The organism is Nocardia sp. BMG111209, from assembly GCF_000381925.1.
Classification (GTDB): domain Bacteria; phylum Actinomycetota; class Actinomycetes; order Mycobacteriales; family Mycobacteriaceae; genus Nocardia.
On record NZ_KB907307.1, the window covers coordinates 1,351,070 to 1,371,320 of the forward strand.

The window sequence follows — 20,251 nt, forward strand, 5'->3', positions numbered from 1 at the left end:
ATGCTGGAATTCCCTGAGTCGCTGGCGTGGCTCGGGTGGCTCACCGGGATGGAATGGCCCGAGGGCAACGAGGACGAAGTGTGGGGCGCGGGCGGGGATTGGCATACCGCCACCGCGAGCCTCCGCGAAATTCTGCCGCAGATCGATGCCGCCAAACGGGCCGCGCTGGACGCCTACTCGGCGGGTGACGGGCGCGAGGCCATCGGGAATGCCTTCGACGAGACGATAACCGGAGCGCCCGCGACCGGTGGGCAGGGTCTCGACGACCTGATCACCGAGTTCGGCAAGGTGGCGGGTTCGCTCGACGACGCCGGCACGCAGATCCAGTACACGAAGATGATGTTCTACTCGATGCTGTCGATGCTGGCGGCCGAGATTGCCGCGGCTTGGCTGTTCCCGCCGACGGCCCCGGAGGCTGAAGGGGTCATCATCGGCTGGGGCCGGGTGATCATGCGCATCATCTCCCACGAGGCCGAAGCGGCGATGGTGCGGTTGGCCGGCCGGATGGCGGAAAGCCGCCTCGCGAAGTTCCTGATCATGCATGTGGCCGTCAACGCGCTGATGGGTGGCGTGCAGGATGCCGGAATCCAGGCCATCCAGGTGGCGGAGGGGCGTCGCGCCGGTATCGACTGGGGTGAGGCCGGAACCACGGCCCTCGCGCTCGGCGTCGGCGGTGCGCTCGGTGGCCCGTTCGGCGAGGCACTGGGTAAGCGGTTCGGCCGTGTGGTCACCGGCGATCTCGGCGAGGCGCTCGGACGTCGGGGACCCGCACCGATGGCGCAATTCGGGATCGGTGCGGGCAGCGGCATGCTGACGATGGCGGGCATGGTCGGCACCGGGGTGGCCGTCCAATTCGGCAAGGATTGGAGCAAGGACGGTTTCGGCGCGGCGTGGTCGAATCTCGAACACACCCAGTTCGATCCGCGGCTGCTCGTCGGCGGGGCGCTCGCCGGCGGGGTGGGCGGGCTGAACCGTTCGATCGCGCACGACTTCCGCCTCGGCCGGCAGTTTTCGACCGGCGACGGAGTCAGAATCGGTTCTCTCCCTTCGGATCTGCCCGGAGGAATGGACGGCAGTACCGATCCGGTGACTGCCGCCGGTGGCGATTCTCCTGCCTCGCCGGTCGGCGGTGGGACACGGGCCCGACCGTCGATCTCGGATCCGGGTGGGCAGCCGGTCGCCGGTGCATCCGCAGATCGAACATATTCCGGCGCAACGGATCACGACACAGCGACGAACTCGGCGAACCCACCGGCGGCTGTGGTCGAGGGCAGAGCAGGCTCCGGCGCCGGGGAACCCGATGTGCCGGTGCGTGATTCGTCACTCGCGGCTGCGCAGCAGACATCGGCCTCCGGGTTCCCGGCGACAGCGGACAGTGGCGGGCACGCGCCGGTCGCCTCGTCCGGCGAGGTAGCCGACCACGCCAGTGCGCAGTCGGTCGCGGCACCTGCCGAGTCCGCCGCACCCATCGGAACCCATGACGCCGCAACGCAATCCGCGCCGAGCCCATCGCAGCCCGGCTCGGCCGGCGGTGCGACCGCCGCACCGGCGAACTCTGCGTCCGCCCCGACCGGCGCGGTGGCGGGTACCGCGCCGCCCGAGGCGCGGGGCGTATCTTCTCCGGCGTCCGGCGCGAGCGACGTTCGCCAGGCGCCTCGTGGCGACGCAGTGGATTTCCGTACCGGCACAACGGATTCGCGTGGCGAGGCCGGACCGCGGCCCGCCGCGGACGGCCGGGCGAACGGCAGCGTGGATACCGCCGGTGGACGCAGCAGCACCGGTGACACCGGCCGAGCCGGGGCCGCCGCGGGCGGTCGATCGGGATCCGCGGCCACCGACGGCGGATCACGCGTGCAGGCGCGCGCCGCCGAGGCCCCGCGAGCGGCCGATCGCGCGGGGGCCGGTGATCCGCGACGGAGCGCCGGGCCTGCCACGGAGCCCGGCCCCGAGGCGGGTGCTCGATCCGCCGCCGACCCGGCGACCGGGTTCGGGGTGGAACCGGGATCGCCGGAGGAGGGTAGCGCGCACGTCGCCGATCGTTCACCGGAACTCGATGCGGACGTCGTGGATCTCGCCGCCGATCCCGTGGGCGGCGCCGAGAGAATGTCGGAAGACGCTGCCGCGGGCCGTGATTCGGTGGAAGAACCACGCGAGCAATCGCGATCTGCGGGAGAACCTCCCGGGGAAAGCGAAGAGGTCGTCGCCAGCGCAGCCCGGGAAGGCGACAGCGCGCCCGGTGCCCACACCGACCAGCGCGAGCCACTGCCCGCCGCTGCGGCGAGAGAATCCGGCGATGCCGGAGAGCGGCCGGGCGCTCGCAACGACGACACGAACAATCGTGCGCAGGACCCCAACGCTCGCGAAGGGGGGCAAGGTGACCGCGGACAGCCCCCCAACGCTCGGGATGGGGAACCGGGTGACCGTGCGCAGGACCTCAGGGCTCGCGACGGGCGGCCGGGTGACCATGTGCAGCGGCCCAGCGCTCGGGATGGGGAGCCGGGTGACCATGTGCAGCGCCCCAGCACTCGCGACGGGGAACCGGGTGACCGTGCGCAGCACCCCAGCACCCGGGACGGGCGGCTGGGTGACCGTGGGCAGCAGGCCAGCGCTCGCGATGGGGAGCCGGGTGACCGTGCGCAGCCCCCCAACGCTCGGGACAGGGGGCTGGGTGATCGTGGGGAACGGCCCGGGAGTCGTGTCGACGCTGGTGGACGGCGCGACGCGGATTCCGGTGCCGAGAGGGCGGTCGAAGACTCTGCCCGGCAATCGAATTTGTCGAACCCGGGGCCAGCGCGCCGCGATCGGGCCGTGGCGGATCCACGCCGGGCCGGACTTTCCGCCGAGGCCGATGCGGCCGGTCGTCAACTGCACAGTGCGGCCGACCCGAGGGTCGTCAGCGGGGGTGCTGACAGGGACGTGCAGCCGGTTGCCGGGGCCGATCGGCCGGACGGTGAGGCCGCCCGGGACAGGCAGGCCGGTTTGGACGGGGAGGCTACCCGGGGCAGTGAGGCCGCTCAGAACGGGGAGGCCGCCGCCCGCGACGGGAACGCCGGTTCGGACGGCGAGAACGACCGGAGCAGGGAGACCGGCGCCGATCAGGGCGCCTGGCGGCATGATGACGCGAAAAGTACTCCCCCCGAACATGATTCCGGTTCGGACCGGGAGCATCCCGAGGCTCCCGGACCAGAGCGCGCGGGACACCGGCACCCGGACGATCCCGGCGCGGAGCCGGTGGTCTTCCCGCCGTTGGCGGATCCGGGTGCGCAGCCGCACGCGCGCGCACCGCGGGCTCGGACAGGAGCCGACGGCAGCACCGATCCGGCCGCCGAGCGCTCGGCCACTCCGGTCGAGTCGCGCCGTCCGAACGTGCAGGGCAACCGGGCGCGCTGCGCCGAGTTGAGCCTGCGCTTGCTGGCGAAGCTCGGCATGAACGTGCACCCGCCGGAGCGACCGGTCGGCCTCGACGGTATGAGCCCCCGCGAGGTGGAGATCAGCGCGGGCGGTCCGCTGCGGAAGTTCCGCAACTTCGATCGGCTCGTCCGCATGCTGCGCCGCCCGGGTTCGGCTGCCTTGGTGGTCGTCGAGTTCCGCAGTCCCGTAAACGAATACGGCGTCGGCGGGCATGCCTTCGTACTGCGAAACGACGATGGCAGGATTGTCCTCGAGGATCCGGCCACCGGCCGTGCCTACGATTATCCGGACGGCTTGCCGGCCGACATCGGACAGATCAAGGCGGTCGTCTTCACGCCTGACGGGCGAGCGCACTTCGCGGACCAGCTGTGGCGCGGCGGTGTCGCGCCCGCCGGCGCGGAGGCGGCCGACTCCGATCGCCCCCGCTCACTCGCGGAGGTGTCACTCGATGACCCGAACCATCACCCCACCTCCCCGGATGTCGCCGAGCGCCTGGAGACCGCCCGGCAGACGGCCGGTCACGAGGCAGCCGCCGCACAGCGGGCCGGGCGGGACGTGCGCGACCGGGCCAGGACACTGCGCATCGATCCGCGGCTGAACCACGAGACCATGCGCGCGGTGATCGACTCGCGGCTGGAGCGAGTGGACGCCGAACTGAGGGATCCGGACACCACCCCGGAACGCGCGGCCCGGCTGCGGCGGATCGACCTGAGGCTGCGCGAGCTCTCCGATCGGTCCGACGACTACGCCAACCATCGGTACAGCGCCGAGCACGCGGACCGCGAGGTCACCGGTATCGCGGCGCGCGACTACATCTCCCGTGCGGCCGAGGGCCGTAACGACGCGGTCCACTACGGCGACCGGATCGTCCTGATTCCCGGCGAACCCGATCGCCTGGTGATCGCGGCGGCTCCCGGTGAGCACGGACGAGTGCTGGAGAACCACGCGTCCGAACTCGCTGCGGTTCTGGACGACCCGGCGGTGCGCAAGGAGTACATCGATGTCGAGGTCGCCGAATCCGGTGCGGTGCGTGCCGAATCCGGTGACCGTCCGGGGCCGGTCGCCGACCGTGCCGAGCCGGTCGAAGCGCGCACGCTGGTCGGCCGAGTGCTCGCCGACCGGCTCGCCGCACTGGACGAGGCCCTGTCCGGCGACGATGCCGCGCGATGGGCGAAGGGCGTGCTGGACCGGCAGGACGTCGAAATCCGTTACGGCACAGGCCCGCGCGACCAGCTGCACGTGGAGGCCGGACGCTTGGTGCTCGACGTCGGTGGCAGCGATGCGGAGCACATCGCCTCGGTGAAGGCGGCCGCCCTCCATCTTTTCGATGCGGAACACCCGGCTGTGGACGAGCGGCCGCGGATCGAAGCGGGCTCGGGGGACGCACCGGGCAGGCCACCGTCCGCGGACGATGTCCCGGGCGGTATCGCGCATCGGACCGAGGACCCGGCCGAGTCGCGGCCGGCTGCCGACCGCGGAACGAAGCCCGCGCAACAGCCGGATGCGGACAGTGCGGCCGAGCGGGATCTGACGGCGAAAGTCGATGCGGTCCAGCACATTCCGGCCGAGGACGAGCGCGCCGACGCGGTGCGCCGGGAGCAGCGGCAGCGCATCGACGCCGCCGTCGAGCGGCTCGGAGCTGCCCGCACGGAATTGCGGGCGGCCGAGCGGGGCGTGGCGGATGCCAAGGAGGCCGCCACCGGACTCGATGAGGCACGGAAGGCGACGCGAACGGCCGCGGACGAACTCGCGCGGACCCGGATACGCGGGCGGGAGGCTGCCGAAGAACGACTCCGCGACGCGCGCAAGGCATTGCGAGCGGCCGAGGCGGCCGCGGAAGCGAAGCCGGTCGAGGAGGCGCAGCGGGCACTCGGGGAATCCCGCACCGTATTCGATGCGGCGCAGGACGAGCATCTGGCGGCGCTGCGGGACGCGACCGGCGTCCTGGCCGCCGAAAGAGACCGGGCGGGAACCGAATACGAGCGGGCCCACGAGGACGGCCGGCTCGAGCGGGACGTGGCCGACCGAGGCATCGAGCGGGCCCGCACGGCTGCCGACCGGGCGGTGGCCGAAGCCGAGGCGCACCAGCGCATCGCGGTGGCGGATCAGCGGGCAGAGGCGGTCCGCCGGGAGCACAACCAGCGCATCGACGCCTCCGCCGAGCGAGTCGAGGAGGCCCGCAGCGCGCTGCGGACGGCCGCGGAGGCGGCCGGGAAGCCGGCGCCGGCCGCACAGCGGACGCTCGCGGCGAAACGCGCCGAATTCGAGCAGGTACTGAAGGACCATCAGGACACGCTGGCGGAAGCGACCGACGTGCTGGTCGGCGAGGCCGAGGGAGCCGGCGCCGAATACTCGACCGCCCTCGACGCCGGTCTGATCGAGTCGGAACCGGCCTACCGGGGCATCGCGGCGGCACGCAAGGACGCCGCCGAAACTGCGGGCAGGACGGCACTGAAGTACTTCGAAGCCCGGAACGACCCGGATGCGCCCCCGAACCTGCGGATGGCCGCGAAGGTTCCGAAGGAGACGCTGCTGGCGATGATGACGGACGGCTCTCCGGCGGAGAAACTCGCGGCGGTCATCAAGATCATCCATGAGGGCGAGGGCAAGGTACTGCGGTGGACGCAGGTGACGGCCGTCCTGGCCATGCGCGAAGGTCCGGTGAACATGGCTGCCGGAGAAGGCAAGTCGTACGTGTTCCTGGCCCATGCGGCCCTCGACGCAGTGGAACACGGCTCGGCCCACGTGGTGACGACCCGGGACAATCTCGCCAACCGCGAAGTCGACGACTATCTGAAGGTACTCGGTGACCTCGGTTTCGAGATCGTCCGGATGAATCCCGATGCGCCGCATCCCGAACCGGTAGCGGGCGAACCGACGATCTACATCGGAACCCAGCAGGACATCGGCTTCGCCATGTTGCGCGGAAACGATGTGCCCGGCCGGCATGTCGCGCTCGACGAGATCGACGAGATGCTGGTCTACGCCAACACCAGCTACATCCTGTCCGAAGGCGCCGGGCGCGATGCTCGACCGGAGGTCGCCGCACAGGTGCGCGCGGCTCATGCATTCCTCCATGACAATCTGGCGTCCCGCACGCTCACCGAGGAGGACTTCGGCCGGGTTCCCGAGCAGAGAGGTGGGCAGGCCGGCTTGACCGCGGCCGGCCGCACCGAGGTCGAGAAATTGCTCGGCAGACCGATGAATGCCGACGAGATACGGCGGCTGAACATGGCGGCCACCGCCCACTGGGAATACGTCGAGAACGACCACTACATCGTGCACCAGGGCAAGGTCAAAATCATCGACCAGACCACCCACAAATTGCTCGAAGATCCCGAGACCTCGAGTGAGAGCCGGTGGAACGGCGGTCTGGCGCAGGCACTCGAGGCCGCGCACAATCTGTCCATCCGCGACGACCCCGGCGGCTCCAAACAGATCACCGCTGAGGAGATTTTCGGTACCAGGAAGTACTACGACCGGGTCAGCGGCGCGTCCGGCACCGCCAAAGGCGTGGCGGACAGCCTGCGAGAGCGCGGCCTCGACCACACCACAGAGGTGGACCGATTCTCGGAGTCCCGCCTGACCGGGCACGAGCGCACGAACGACCGGGCATCCCAGAGCGAGCAGCATTCACTGGAACGAATTATCCGCGACGTCATGGAACTCCGTGGTACGGACGGAAAAGGCCGTCCGCAGCTGGTCTTGGCGCACCGCAACAGTTTGGTCGCGAGGCTGGCGGAAATGGCCGAGGAAAAGGGGCTCCCGTACAGAGCGGTGGATGCCAGATGGTTCTCCGAACACGGCGCCAGGGCCGAGAAGATGTTGCAGGACATCATCAAGGAGGCCGGTGCCGAGGGCAAGGTTCTGATCATCAATATGCAGGGCGCGCGCGGCGTGGATATCAAGATTTCGGACCGGATGAACGAGCGCGGTGGCCTGCACGTGCTCATGACCGCACGCTCGGCGGCTTCCCGCGATATCGATATCCAGGCCGAGAACCGTGCCGCGCGTAATGGCCAGAACGGCAGCGTGCAGTACTACTCCTCGCCGGACGACGAACTCTACGCGCTCAGCGACAACCCGGATGTGCAGGAGGTGGTGGTCCGCTATCGGAAGGCCGCCGAAACGAGCGCCGTCGAGTTGGGCGAAACGAACACCGTCTCGGAAGCCACCCAGGCCGAACTCGATTCCGCCGCCGCCGATTTCGAGCGCTTGAATCCGACGGAACTTCAGGACGTCGCCGCCGCGCGGCTCCGCGCGCCACGCGGGCCACCACCGTCGAATCTGCTGATCGTCCAGTCGCAGGACGACACCGAGAACCACACTCCCGCCGACTTCCTGGAGCCCGCGCAGCCACCACCACAGGCAGATTCGGGGACGCCGAGCAGCGACGGGCTCGGCGACGTGGTGCCGTCGCCGGACGCCGCACCCGTGGCGCGCGGCCGAGACGAGCTCGATCGAGCGATACCGAATGCGGAAGAGGCTCCGCTGTTGCGGGATTCGGAGTCGTCGCCCCAGGTGGGGACGATGCCGCCGGTGGATGGCCCAGCAGAGCAGGCTCAAGGAGGGTCGGTGGTGCCGGAGCGGTCTCCGGCGGCGGTGGCCGGTTCGGTCGACCGGGCTCCGGTAGGTCCGGTCGTTCCGGGAGCTCCTGCGGCGGCAGACGGCCCGATTCATGGTCCGGCCGAACAGATTTCGGTGGAGTCTGTGGTGCCGAGGGAATCTGCGGCGGCGGTGATCGGTCCGGCTGCCGGGGGGACGATCGACCGGATTTCGGTGGAATCTGTGTCGCCGGCGGAATCTGCGGCGGCCGTGATAGGTCCGACTGCCGCAGGGTCGATCGACGGGATTTCGGTGGAATCTGTGTCGCCTGGGGCCGAGGAATCTGCGGCGGCGGTGATCGGTCCGGCTACCGGGGAGTCGATCGACCGGATTTCGGTGGAGTCTGTGGTGCCCGGGGAATTTGCGGCGGCGGTGATCGGTCCGACTGCCAGGGGGACGATCGAGCAGATTTCTGTGGATTCGTCGGCATCAGGAGAGTCCCCGGCAGGGCAGGTCGAGCAGGGTTCGGCGGTGCCAGAGGGGTATTCGGCAGCCGATCGCCCGACTCACGTTTCGGCCGAGCAGATTTCGGTAGGCCCGGTGGTGCTGGAGGGGTCCGCGGCGGCGGATGATCGAGCCGGGCAGATCTCGGTGGATTCGGTGGTGCCGGAGGCTGTTTCGGGTGTCTCGGCGGTCGGGAGTGCGGACGGGCAGGCTCCGGTGGTGCCGCAATCGTCGGAAGCGCAGCAGGTTTCGGCGGTTCGGAGCGCAGGGCACGATCGTCCGGCGATGTCGGACTCCGCGGCGGACCGGGGCGGTGCTGCGGCTGCGCACGACGTGGCCGACGACCGCGCGCACCGGTCCCCCATGCAGCCGGCCGCGGATGTTGCGGAGACACCATGGCAATGGGCCGCGCGTCGGCGTGCGGATCCGGCCGAGCAGGTCGCCGAACGGGCTTCTCGGCGAGCTTCCTTCCTGCGCGAGGAGGCGTATCGGTCTGCGGCGGCGCAACTTCCGAGTGCCCCGGCGGCCGGACAGTTCGCGGTTCAGGCGGAACGGCATGCCCGTCTGTCGTGGCGGTACGCCGACCTGCTGCGGGGTGTGGCCACCGGCGCGGTCGCCCCGGAGGCCGGGCCGATGCCCGCCCTGATCTCCGAGATCGATGAGGCGCTGCGCGCCGACAGGCTCGCGGCCGAGGAACTGTTCCGGGGCAACGACGAATTCGGCCGACCGGCGACCGAGTCGCTCGACGGCATCGTCGGCGGCCCGGCCCGGATCGCCGACGGGCGGCCGGAAGTCGACGGGCGGCCGGAAGGTGTTCCGGCCGAGCCGGTCCCGGACAGCGTGCAGCAGTGGGCCGCCGCGATGCGAGCCGAACAGGCCGACTGGAGCGCGCAGATGGCCGCCGAGCATGCCGCCTGGCTCGGAGACGTGGCAGATCAGGCCACCGCGACGGCCGACCCCGATGTCGGGTCGCTGCGCGACCGCGCCGACAGCGCCGAATGGGTCGCCCGCGCCGCCCTCGACCACGCCGATTGGATGTGGCGGATCGCTGCGGGTGTCGGCTGGTCCGACACGACACGCGCGGCCGATTTGGCGGCCGCCGCAACGGCTGCCACAGTCCCAGTCGTAACGCCGGGTGCCACAGTCCCAGCCGTGACGTCGATTGCCACAACCCCAGCCGTAACGCCGGTTGCCGCAGACCCAGCCGTAACGCTGGCTGCCGCAAGCCCAGCCGCCGCTAACCCGGCTGCCGCAACACCGACTGCCAGAACGCGCGCTGCCGCAACCTCGGCTGCCGCAATGCCGATTGTCCCTGCCGTGGCGAACGTCCCGTTCGGCAACCAGCCTGTGGCCGCAGCGGCGGATGAGTCGTCACCGCCTGTGCTACCTGCCGCGCTACGCCTGCCCGCTGCGGACGGACCGGCCGTGCTGTTCGACGAGACCAGTACCGCGTCGCTCGATGAGCGGACCGACTATGCCCGCCGGATCTGGGCCGAGGTGCTCCGCGCATTGACCGAGGCCGAGCGCGCCATCCTGGGTGACCACCAGGCGAGCCGACGTCCCGGGACACCGTCGCTGGCGGCCGAGCTCGAGGCGGCGCTGCGCGGCGAATCGGGGCCGACCGCCGGACACCGGCGCATCATCGTCGTGATCGATGATGTGCTGCAACGCAATCCGCTGCCCGAAGCGATGGTCGTCACCGTCCTCGCGACGCCGGTCGAGTTCGCATCCGGCATGCCGAAGGCCGGTGACGTCCACGAGATTCCCGGCTACCTGGAAGGTCGGCTCGGCCGGCTGCCCGCGTCGATCGGCCAGCGGTTCCATCTCGAACTGTCTGTTCCTGCAGGCACTCCCGCCTTGTTCGTCGGCGACGATTTCGCGCTGTCGGGAAGCGGCCTGCCGCAGTTGCTACTCGGTCGCGGCCTGCGGGTCCGCCTCGACGCCGTCCAGGACCTGCATCACGACGGTCACATGCTGCTGCGCGGCACGGTGGTGCCCGTCGCGACGCCCGCATCCGTGTCGCCCGGCACACCTGCGGTCGAAATGCCTGCGGTGCAAGATACTTGGGTTGATCCGACTGTAGGGCCAGCGGATTCGGATGCCGGCCCGCTGATCGAACTCGCGGGAGCGGAGCATCCGCCGACCCGACCGGTGATCAGCGACGAGTTCTCGCATGCCGAGACCGCGGCCGCGGTGGGTGCGTTGTTCGCCGAGAGGTACCGTGGCTGGTTCCCGTTCCGGACTCCCATCGATGTCATCGGATTCGACCTTCCCGGTGTGGATGTGGAGATCGCCCGCGACTTCGTACGCGGTATCGAACCGGTACTGGTCCATTTCCCGACGGTGATGATCGACGAATTGCGCATCGGCGAGGTGTCCGGTGACCGGTTCGCGGAATTCGTCGCCGAGGACAGGCGTGGGCGGTCCGTGCTCGTCCTCAGCGATCGGTACGCGACGGATCCCGATGCCTTCCTGCGTGAATGGTCCGAGCGAGTGGAGACGGATCGGACCGTTGCCCCACGCGACCGGCCGGCCTACGGTGCGGCCGTCCACCTGATGGGACTCGCGTTGCGGGTGGCAGGCGCCGGTACCGCACAGCCGGCGGCGCAACGCAGGCTGGCGGAGTTCTACCGCGCCACCCACGGTGGCGTGTTCGCCGCGGACGAGTTCGGCGAATGGCTGAGCGAACAGTTCGGCGAGCAGAGTTTCGACGACGCAGGCAATTTCGATGTCGACAATGCCCTCGCAGAGGCATTCCTGGCGGTGGCGCACGATCCGGCGGCGGCGACCGAGGGGCATCATCTGCTCAACCGGATCCTGCTCCAGCAGGCCGACCCGGACACTCGGACCGAGGTCCCCCGCGATGCAGCACTCGAACCGGCTGCGCCACAGTCCGTTCCAGCCGCCTGGGTCGACCAACCGGTACGCGAGTCTGCCGCGCCGCAGCCCGTTCCAGCCGCCGGGACGGACCAGCCGATCGGCGATCCGGTACACGAATTTGCCGCGCCGCGGCCGATTCCAGCCGCCGGGACGGATCCGGCGATCGGCGAGCCGGGGCTCGAACCAGCCGCGCCACAGCCCGTTCCGGCCGCCGGAGCGGATCAAGCAATCCGCGAGCCGGGGCTCGGACCGGCCGCGCCGCAGCCCGTTCCGGCCGCCGGGACGGACCGGCCGATCCGCGAGCCGGCACTCGAAGCGGCTGCGCCGCAGCGTGTTCCAGCCGGGCAGACAGGACTCTCGACTCGGGCAGCGGCGCTCGAGCCCGGGCCGCCGACCCATGGGGAGCCGGTCGACCAGGTGCTGTTCGCGGATCCGGGCGTTCCGCACGCCGAGCGGATGGCGTACGCGGGTGAGGTGTGGGCGGAGGTGCGAAACCAGCTCACCGACTACGAGCGTGCGGTGCTGCGCACCTTCCTGGCCGGTCGGCTGACCGAGGATTCGCCGCTGTGGTCGGAGGTGGCGGCGATGTTGCACGGCGAGCTGCAGCCGACCGTCGAGCTCCGGCACATCGTCGACGTGATCGATGAAGTGCTGCAACGTAATCCGATACCCCAGACGGTTCAGGTCACCCTGGCGGACGGATGGCTGTTCGATCCGGCCGAGGTTGTTCCGGGCAGTGTCCACGACGAGGCGAGTTTCCTGCCGGTGGTGCTGGGCACGGTGCCGTTCCGGCGGGATGCGCCGTTCCATCTGGAGTTGGTGATTCTGGCCGGGACACCCTCGTTGTTCGTGAGCGCGGGTCTGTTGCCGTTCGATACCCCCTATGCGGAGTTGCTGCTCGGTCGTGGTCTGCGTATCCGCATCGATTCCCTGTCGGAATCCGACGATCACTGGCTGATGCGAGCCACCGTGGTTGCCGCCGAGCGGGCCGCCGCACGCGCGCCGGAACCCGGCGCTCCCGCTGGCCATGACGCAGGACTGGCCGAACCGGACCGAGCGGAGCCGGGCGGCGGCGCACTGCTCGCGTCGGTGGACCGTCGCGACGAACTCCCGCCGGACCTGGCACGCCGACTGGCACCGGTGATCGCCGAACGGGAGACCGCTGAACGGGCGCTGGAGGATCTGGCCCGGCAGCTGAATGTCGATGCGGCAGGGCTGGATCCGAGCGCCCTGGCCGCGGCGGTACGGACGCGGATCGATGTGGTGCGGGTCGCCGCCGACCGGACGATCGCCCGGGCGATACTCGATGAAACCGCCCGTCGGGACGAGTATCCGGCCGCGGCGACCCGCCGCGAGGAGATGCGGCTCGCCGAGTTCAGGCACGATGTCGCCGCGGCCCGCTACGAATGGTCGATCGCCGAGGAGGCCCGGCTGCGTCTCGATGCGGCGCTGCGGGCGGCCGACCCGGCTGAGGCCCGCGATCCGGTGGCACATCTGCCGGAGCCGGACCGCGCCCGATACGCCCGGGTCGTGGTGGAGCGGGCGTCCGCCGAAGCGGAGCGGGACGCAGCGGTCCGGCAGCGAAATGCGCTGGCGGACAGGCTGCGGGTCGATGACCGGGACGACTGGGTGGCGCTGCGTCCGGGCCCGGCCCTGGACGCCACCATGCTGACGCTGCGTGGCACGGCGCCGGCGACGGATGCCCGGACGGACCACACATACAAGCTCGACGCGCTGGAGGCGTTCGCCCGCCGGTACGCGGAGGCGGCGCGGCGTGCACAGGAGTTGGCGGCGGAGCAGTCCCGACTCGAAACGCCCTCGGCGCCGGATGGCTCGGCCGTCGCGGAGAATGCCGATCAGGGTGCAGCTTCTGCGCTCGGCGAATCTGTCAGAACTATTGCAGCACAGCATAATTCGGAATCCGGGCCATCATCCGCCACCGGTACTCCGAGCGTGGCGGAATCCGGCGATCCCGGCCACGCACTGCCTGGAGGCCCGGCGAACCCGCGCGACCGGCCACTACCCGGAGACACGTCCGACTCGGGCCGCCAGCTACCCGGAGACGCGGCCGACCCAGGCCACCATCTACCCGGAGGCGCGGCTGACCTAGGCCATCGGCTACCCGGAGGCACGGCCGACCCAGGCCACCATCTACCCGGAGGCGCGGCCGACCCGGGCTATCGTCCGCCACCTGGAGCCCTCGCCGACCCAGACCACCGTCCACCCTCCGAGGACCTGGCCGACCCAGGCGACCGTCCGCCGCCGGGAGATCCGGCCGATCCGGGTGACTCGCCGTCGCTGAGAGGTCCGGCCGACCCGCCGCCGGGAGGTCCGGCCGATCCCGGCCACCCGCCGCCCCCCAAAGGCCCGGCCGACCCAGGCGACCCCCCACCCCCCGCCGGCCCGCCGGACTCCGGCGATCCGTCCCGCAGTAACTGGACACCCGACGGCGCCCAGCACGAGTTCCACCCTCGAACCCGCCGCCTGCGACAGGCCCTGCGCGATCTGACCCATGCCACCGGCACGCGGACCCGGGCGTGGCACCGAGCGGCGGCGCGGCTGCGGGACATGGACATCGACGCCGACGGAATGCAGTCCCGGATGTTGCGGGACCGGATCGCGGCAGCGGCCGAGCAGCCCGGTGCCTCGTACCGATTGCGCGAACTCCGCCGCGCAGCGGACTCCGGGGCAGGCATGCTGCTCCGGCACGCCGCCGCGGCCGAAGGGGTCGAGGTTCCCACCGATCATCAAGTGGAACAGGCGATCCGGGATCTGCTCGACGAGCGGGCCGCGCGGTCGGACCGGCAGCGCAGAGACCTCTCCCAGGAATTGATCGGCGGTCGCGCGAGTATCGAGCTGCTGCGCGAACTGGCCCGCGCACACGGGCTCGAGCCCGGCCGGCGGGACCGCACCGTCCTGATCGCGGAACTGCGGGCAGTCGAGGGGATCGACCCGCACCGATGGGAGTTGTCCGAGCGTAAGCCGAGGCGTGCCCGGCGGGAGGAACTGGCCCGCGAGTTCGGCATCGACCCTGCCGTATACGACCGGGACGACCTGATCGAACGACTGCAGCAGGCGATCGACGCGCGGGCCGCCCGGGCCGCCGCACAGCATCGCACCGCGATCGAGGCCCTGGACCGGTATCGGGTGGCGCGCGCGAACGAGTCGGTGCGCCGCGACCGGGCCCAGGCGGAGGCCGAACGGGAGGTGATGTTCCACAGCACCGATCAGAGCGACAAGGTCGATCGGGTACCGGGCGTCTCCTACCGCCGGATGCGGGTCGGCCCCGGACATGTGCGCACCGTGGACGACGACGGGCAGCCGGTACGCGCGATCGGGGTCGGCAGCACCGGCGATCCCGACATCTACCTGGATGCCCAGGAACGCCGAATTCTGGCCCTGCGCGGCTACACCGACATCGTCTACCGCCGGGTCCGGCTGGACGAGGACGGGCGGATCTGGGTCGGCAACCACCGCCCGCCGGCCGATCCACCCGCGGTCCGCCCGGCCGCGCCGCACCGGCCCGGCGACTGGGTGCCCGCCGGTGCAGAACGGGAGCACCGCCCGAACTCCTGGATGATGCGCCGGGCGTTGCGCCAGACGGGCGACGAGATCCGCCGGCTGGCGAAGGCCCGGGACAAGGCCTTCGCCGAACTGGTGCGAACCGCCTATCGGATCGGGATCGACGGCCGCGAGATGACGGCCGGCGAATTGGCCGACGCGATCCGCTCGCGGACCGCCGCGGCTCAGGCCGAGGCCAACGAGTTGTGGAACCGGGCCGACCTACCGCACACCGAACTCGAGAACTTCTTCGCCGAGCGACGGCGACTGGAAGGCCGCGCACAGCTGGTCGAGAAGAGCGGTAAGTCGCTGCTGAAGGCGATGGAGATCTACCATCGGCGGTTCGCCGTGCCGCTGGAACGCGCGCTGACCGACGCGGCCGTGGCGGCGGCGCGCGATGTGCTTGCCGCACACGGTGGCCGAGCGCTGGGCAAGGACGGCCGGCTGGTGGACGCCGACCATACGGCGCCGGAAGTGGCTCGGCTGGAACCGAATCGGCGGCTGCTGATCGTGTCCCCGGGCCGCAACCCGGACCGGATTCTCGCGCCGGACGTGCGGGGCGGACTGGCCGGCGGCGGCGAATTCGTGTTCCGGCAGGCGCGGGTGGACGAGCACGGCCGGGTCTGGCTGACCGACCTGCGCGAATACGATCCGGCCCGGGACGAACCGGCCGCCCTCCCGGCCGCGGCGCCCGTGGCACCTGCCCCCGCGGCGCGTCCGCAGCGTCCATCGGGTAAGGCGCCCGCCTCGGATCAGGAGGAGATGGACCGGGCAGTCCTGGACCGGGCCCGGGAGGCCGACCGATACGCGTTCTGGCGCGACGAGCTGGCGCAGCTGGCCGGGCTCGTGCCCAACCTGTCGATCGCGGAGTTGTCCAGGGACCGCTGGGCCGCGACGACCACGCGGCTGAAGCAGGAAGTCGCCGGTTACATCGAGGAACCGGGTGCGCCGGACCAGCCCGGAACGATGATCCGGGAACAACTGGGTGAGGCCGAGCGCAGTCGCCGCGAGGAACAGATCGACGCGATCGCCGCGGCGGCCCTGGCCCTGTACGGGGCCGAGGACGCGATCCGGCAGCTGGACGAGCGGATCCACCAGCTCGAGCTGAAGGGCGCGCGGCACGACGCCTCGCACCTGGTCCGGGTGCACGACGAGGCCGAACGCCTGGTTCGCCGGCGGGCGGCCGTGGCCGAGGCGGCGAAGCCGGTGCGCCGGCGCCTCGCCGAACTGGAGATGCGGCATTTCGAGGAGCCGGACAACTTCACCCCCGGCGATCTGCGTGCGCTCGCGGATGCCCGGGAGGTGGTGGCCCGCACGGACAACGAGATCGGCCGGATCGACGATCGGCGGGCCGCGCTGGTCGGCACCTGGCGGGATCGCGCGGCCGAGCACTGGCGGCAGGTCACCGGGGCGAGCGACAGTGCGCAGCCGCCGCTGTACCGGGTCGGCGAGCAGGTGTGGGTGGACTTCGGTGCGCCCGTCGCCGAGGACGGTTCCGGCGGCCGTCCGCCCCGGATCATCGTGGTGGCGGGCCGGGCGGAGTTCGGGCGGCCGGATGCCGCCGATCACGACGCCGCCTTCGCCGCCGCGCTACCGTACACCCCCGCGCTGGGCGCCCGGTTGCCCCGCGGCCTGGCCGGACTGCTGGACCTGCGGCCGGACACCGTCGTCGACTATCTGCGGGTGACCGCGAACGCCGTCGGCGACACCGAGACGGAATCGCTGCCACCGCCGCCGATCCGACGCTGGGTGGCCGACGGATTCGCCCCCGGCCAGCGATCGGTACTCGTGCCCGATCCGGTGGCCTGGCGGCAGATCATCTCCGAGGGCGCCGGAATTCCCGCCGGGCCGGACGGCCGCCGGATGCTGCCGTCGCAGAGCAGGCGGGCGGCCGAGCTGAGCCGGATCGTACCGGTGCCGCCCGACGAGATCATGCTGAGCTGGGCGGATTCCGACGGTACCTGGCACGACATCCACGAGCGCGAGGCGCGGGCCTATCGGGCGTACCAGCCGCAACTGCCGCCCGGCGTCAAGCTGGCCAAGTACTGGGGTCTGCGGGCCGGTGACTGGCGATTGCCGCCGAAGGGGTGGGCGCCGTTCGGTGGGGAGGACCGCCGGGGTGTCCACCCCCGGACCTACGACGAGAAGATGCCGGACGGATTCAGCGGCGACTACGCCATCGACCCGTTCCAGGACGGGGTCGAACCGCTGCTGTACTACGCCCTCACCGGGCAATGGCCCGAGATGAGCTTCGAGGAAGAGCTCTCGCTCACCCCCGAGGGCCGATTCCTGTTGTGGGCCAGCCAGGGTCCGGTCGGAGGTCCCGAGCCGCCGCCGGGCTGGGACGAGGACCTGCATCACGAAATGCTGCTCGACGGTGCGCTGTACACCGTCGGCAAGCGATGGGTGCAGATCAGCGCGGAGGCCAAGAAACATCCGTGGCTGCTGCGGTGGATCCAGGGCCGCCCCGATATCGGCGAGTGGGCGCTGGCGCACAGCCGTGGACTGCCGAACGGCCCGTTCGATCCGGATCACCCTGTGCTGCGCAAGATTCCGATCGTGCGGAGTTTCCGCAAGTTCAAGTGGCACGGTTCGGACGTCTGGCAGCAGCTGTTCCGGAGCCAGACGGAGGCCGAGCACCTGCCGCTCGCGGACCGCACGGCGCTGCAGGTGGCCCGGACCGTCCGCGGGCAGGAACGCTGGGCCGCGGTGCAGCGCTGGGCCGATCGAGTGCTGGAGGGTTTCGCCGCGGACGAGCACGACACCGACGCCGACCGGATCCGGGCCGTCCTGGCCGAGCCGCGGGATCCGTTGCTGGACAACCAGGACGGCGGCGGCAGCTTCCTCGGCGGATTGACCTTCGCGCACGACTCCGAGGGCAACCTGCTGCCGGCCGATCAGCTGCGGGCCCGCATCGTGGCGATCAAGAACCATCTGATGCGGGACGAACTGCTGGTCCGCGACCACCGTAGTCCGGACGAACTGCCGGTCAGGAAGCAGGTGGAGCGGCTGGCCCACATCGCCGACGCCTGGCATCGGTTGTCCGGCGTCGGCGACGGGATCGGCCGCCGCTCGCCGCTGCGCGAGGATCTGGTGCTACTCGAAGACGCATGGGCCGAACACGAATTCCTCGCGAAGAACCCGGGTCGCACCTGGGAGGACGCGGACCGGTACGCGGCCGGGCTCGGCTTCGATTGGGACAAGGTGCGTCCGCGGTTGAGCGAGCATTTCGTGCTGCGCCGCGGCGAGTTGCTGCATCCGGGCGAACTGCCCGATGATGCGCCGGAACGGTTGCGGCCCAGAGCATTACCCGGATGGTCGCGACGAATGTTGTTCAACGCCTGGGACAAACAGGTGTTGTTCATGCGGATCCCTTACGCACCTGAGTCTTTGCCGGTCGGTACCGAGTGGGAGTCGCCGCCGGCGCGGCGGGCGGCGGAGATCCTGCCCGAGATCACGGCGCGGTACGACATCCGCGGTCTGCCGGACGAGCCCGAGCAGGCACTGCGCGTGCTGGCGGAACGGGCCGCCGACGGCAGGCTGCCCGGGGTGCGGGTGGGCCACGCCATCGACGATCCCTGGCTGGAGCTCGCGGTGTGGGCCGGCCGGGTGGAGGCGTTCGCGGCGGCGGATACGCCCGGCGCGCGCGGGCCGTGGGCGGACCGGCTGGGCGAACCGGCGGCGGCCGACGGCGGCCGGGCCGAACGGCTCGCGACTATCCGGCGCTGGCGACGGGACCTGGAGCAATGGCTGCGGGATCTGCAGGGGCAGTCGGAACCCTTGCCGGTCCGGGTGGCCGTCGTCAACCGGCTGTTCGCCGAACGGGATGCGTCCGTGCTGGAGCGGGCCGCCGCACTGGACGAGCTGCGGGCCGAACTGCCGGGCCTGCCCGTGCGCCTGCACGAATTGCTTTCCGCCGAGCCGAGTTCCGACTCCGGGCGAGCCCGGTACTTCGACGATGCGGCGCAACGTGTTCCGGCCGAGTTCCGGGAACAGCTCGACCGGCTCGCGGCGGCCACCACCGCTTATCACGAGGCCGACGCCGACGTCGCCGGATTCGACGAGATCATCGATGACCGCCTCGGCGTCGACGCCCGGCTGGCCGTCCACCCCCGCCGGGGCGAGGCGCCGCGCGCCCTCCTCGACGATCCGGTGATCCAGCGCGCCGACCTCGAACGGCTGCGGCAGCGGTCGGCGCAGGCGATCGTCGTGCGCGACAGTGTGGCGGAGTCGCTCGAGGCGGCCGTGGCCGGGCTCCCGGTGACCGCGGCGCGGCTGCGCGAGGCGGATCCGGCGGCCCGCGCGGCACTGTTCCAGCAACTGCGCACGGCACCGGTCCAGGCCCGCACCGCACTCCCCTATTTCGACCGGCTGGCGCAGGCGGAGCTGACAGCGGACGCCTATCACGCGGCCGCCGCGCGGGCGACCGCACTGCAGGCCGACGTCGCCCGAGCCGCCGCCCGCGAGCGGCTCGCCCCCGACCCCAGCCCGGCCCGGCAGCAGGCCGCCGCCGCTGTACCGAGGAACGCAGCGGACCGGGTGCAGATCGGCCATCGGGTGTGGGATGCGGTGCTGGACAACCTGTCCGACGACGAGCGGGCAGTGCTGCGCGACTATCTGAACGGCGACGGCACGCAGCCGTCCCCGGAAACCGTCGCGGTGCTCGACGACATACTGCGACGTCAGCGGCTGCCGGAGGTCACGGTGGTGACCTTCGACGGCCGGTACGGGCTGTTCGGACCGGACGGTGGCCGGCCCGGCGGGGTGTATCACGTGCCCGGACATCTGGAGGTCATGCTCGGCACGAGGGTCGCCACGCCCACCTACCGGCTGGAACTGACCGTCCCCGAAGGCACTCCGGGACTGTTCGTCGGTGCCGCGAACATGTTCCGGGCCGGACTGGACGCGCCGCGCCTGCTGCTCGCGCGCGATCTGGTCGTCCAGATCCAGGAGGTCCGCTCGGCCGGCGGCGGGGTTGTGGTGCGCGGCACGGTGGTCGCGGCCGATCGCGCGGGCGCGCGGCCGGTGATCCGGCCGCATCCGGCCGACGAATACCGGCAGTCGATCGCGCTGGCGCGGGATCGGCAGGCGGCCGCGCTCGGTGATGTTGTGCGGTTGATCCGGAGCCTGGGTGTCGATCCCGGCACGGCGGCCGGTGCCGAACTGGCCCGCGCCGGCCTGAGCGCGGTGGCCGCCGAGCGCGGACGGCTCGCGGCCGCCCGGACGCGTGGTGCCGATGTCGCCGACGACCTGGCTGTCCTGCGTGTCGTCCGCCAGGCCATGGGTGCGGCCACCCAGCGCTACTGGGAGTCCGTCGCCGACGAGGAGCGATTGCGCGCGGAGACCTACG

Annotated in this window: 1 protein-coding gene (only partly in view); it reads left to right on the forward strand. The window is 71.3% G+C overall.

Annotation, left to right across the window (positions count from 1 at the left end; genetic code table 11):
• Positions 1 to 20,251, forward strand: partial view of a T3SS effector HopA1 family protein gene (locus G361_RS0106090; protein WP_020647642.1) — the 5' portion only. It continues 16,625 nt past the right edge of the window; 20,251 of the gene's 36,876 nt are visible here — the first part of the coding sequence; the start codon lies at positions 1 to 3; the stop codon falls past the right edge of the window.